At 44.0% G+C, this 2579-nt stretch carries 3 protein-coding genes; 1 reads left to right on the plus strand and 2 read right to left on the minus strand.

Annotated elements, in window-relative coordinates; genetic code table 11:
• Positions 1–967 (minus strand): hypothetical protein (locus AZ66_RS33480; protein WP_269433161.1); only part of this gene is annotated, 967 nt, incomplete at its 3' end.
• An 80-nt stretch (positions 968–1047) separates the two neighbouring features.
• The gene (locus AZ66_RS28420; protein WP_021260160.1) at positions 1048–1797 is read right to left on the minus strand and encodes an SDR family NAD(P)-dependent oxidoreductase; all 750 of its coding nucleotides are present in this window, start codon (positions 1795–1797) and stop codon (positions 1048–1050) included.
• Between the two features lie 170 nt (positions 1798–1967).
• Between AZ66_RS28420 and AZ66_RS28425 the strand changes: the two genes are divergently transcribed.
• A partial coding sequence (locus AZ66_RS28425; protein ID WP_044358007.1) for a LysR family transcriptional regulator occupies positions 1968–2579 on the plus strand: 612 nt, incomplete at its 3' end.

The following is a 2579-nucleotide window of genomic DNA, read 5'->3' on the forward strand; positions in this document are numbered from 1 at the left end:
CTCCGGTCGCACCAGCACTTCCCGTTACTCCAGTTTCACCCACTGGTCCGGTTGTTCCTGTCGCTCCAGTTTCACCTACCGCACCCATTGCCCCTGTCACTCCAGTACTTCCTGTTGCCCCCGTATCTCCTATTGCTCCTGTGCTGCCAGTCACTCCAGTGGATCCCGTTGGGCCAGTTGGACCCGTCGGCCCTGTTACGCCATCAACATACCAGGATTCGGCAAACTGATAAATATCTGCTACAAAAGCGAACCCGGGAGTTCCCTCACCATGATTCATAACCTGAAACGTAAATAAAAATCGGGAGCCGGGTAAAACATCGGAGGAACGAAATGAAGCTGTAACCGAATAAAATTGAATATTCTGCCGTGGAATACCCAATTCAGTAGAATGCAAATCAGCTGGCAATGCATAGAGTTCTTTATCTAAATAATCCGGCCATATTGGCATCACAGGATTGCCTATTGCATCAATAAGGGTGATACGCATACTGCAAACTTGGTTGCAAAATAGGGTGAAAAAGATAAGATAAGAAATCTCTTCCGTCCCCTCGAGAATTGGCAATGGTACAGACGCCGTAGCAAAACTGCAAACTTCCCCAGCTTTCGCTACTTGATTGGACCAGATATACGTCGGGTTGTTTATCTGCTTGAACCACACATTATTGTCACTAGTGAAAGATTCTAGTTTAAGCCATATCTCATTTACATCTTCAATATTTACTGCATTCGGGGGATGCCCAGTGATTAATAATACTACAGCCTCCCCAACAGAATCAGCGACAAACACATTCTTATTGCTGCTTGTAATTCGTTGTAAAGGTGTAATTGTCATTCGCAATACCTCTCCATTCAAAACCAAACGATTATCAAAATATCTTATGTAACTAACACCGATTTGGAAACAGTATTGTTTCAGAACTAAAATCATCGTAACGGCAATTGCATGGGAAGATTTCATTAACAACAAAACAAGCACCTTGTATCCCGTTCAATAGGATAAGGTGCTTGTCCGCTTATGAGCTATATCTTTTGTGTGTTGTTAAATTATTTAAACGATGCATAGCCTTCATCAGCCATGACGACACTGCCATTAATTGCGCTAGCTTCATCAAGGGAGAGCAAGTATACCGTATCGGCTACTTGTTCAGGCTGTGTCAACTTATTGCCAATAACCTTCGCTTTCATCGCATCTACCATGCCTTGATCTTTGTAGCCTTGAATAATCGGTGTGTCGACAGCACCTGGTGCAACAGCAAGTACTCGAATGCCATATGCAGAGAGTTCAAGCGCAGCGGACTTCGTCATCATGATGACAGCTCCCTTAGTCGCATGATAGGCGAATGTCCCTGGCGAAGCCAGAAATCCGAACACCGAAGCGGTATTAATAATTACTCCACGAATGCCGAGCTCTCTCATTTTGCGTCCAGCTGCAATAATTCCGTACGCAACTCCATGTTGATTCACATTAATCACATCATGGTAATCCTTCAGATTTTGGTCAAGCACAGGAGTCACGCGGCCAATCCCCGCATTATTGAACATCACATCAATTCGGCCGAACGTTTCAACAGCCTTCTCTACGAGTGCTTCTACCTCTTCTAGTTTGGACACGTCAGTTTTGACAAAGATCGCTTCACCGCCCAGTTTTTCAATGAGGGCAACGACTTCTTGTCCTGCTTGTTCATTAAAGTCAGCGACAACGACACGATCCCCTTTTTTGGCGAACTTCAATGCCGTCTCTTTCCCAATTCCACTTGCCCCACCTGTAATAACCGCTACTCTTTTCTCAGCCATGCTCGATTCCTCCTCGTCGAAATGTGTACGCACTTCATCATGCCTGTGAGATTATTCATTGACTCTTTCTTCATGCTGTGCCTCTATTGTATCACTGTAGCTAATTAACTAAAATTTATATAAACTAATATATAATTAAGTAATACTTAAGTGAGGATTGAGGTGTCTAAATGAATATTGAGCAACTTGAGAACATTGTTGAGGTGGCTAAGACTGGATCTTTAACGAAAGCCGCACAACAAGCGCATGTAACCCTTTCGGCCATTAGTCAGTCCATCTCCTTGCTGGAATCAGAACTCGGCATTCGAATATTTCAGCGTTCACGTGGACAAGGGGCGGTTCCAACGCCTGAAGGTCAAGCAATCATTGGCATTGCGAGTGAAGTATTAGTGAAGATCGATGAACTAAAGGCAGAAGCTCAGTCTTATACCAATACCGTCAACGGGCTACTACGGATAGCCACAATTCCCGGGCCAATGCATTTATTAATCGATGTTATATCCCGCTTCAAGCGCGATTACCCTGCTGTCAAATTTGAAATTATGGAAAAAGGCCCCAAAGAAATCGTGGATCTAATCAAGCAGGATAAGATTGATATTGGATTGATCGCTTTATCGGAAAGTCTCCTTCATCAGCAGCGCAATTTAACATTTCAGAGACTGCTCGAAGGCAAGCTTGTTGTCGGAGTGAATGAGCAATCACCACTGTGCTGGGAACATGTGATAACACCAGAGAAGCTTATCAATCAGACGTTCGTCCTCTATGATGATGAACATATTCGG

Origin of the sequence: Paenibacillus sp. E194, assembly GCF_000935845.1 — a bacterium.
Classification (GTDB): Bacteria; Bacillota; Bacilli; order Paenibacillales; family Paenibacillaceae; genus Paenibacillus_B; species Paenibacillus_B alvei_B.

Coding starts and splice junctions, on each gene's coding strand:
- AZ66_RS28420 (WP_021260160.1), bottom strand. CDS start 1,797: ATGGCTGAGAAAAGAGTAGCGGTTATTACAGGTGGGGCAAGTGGAATT.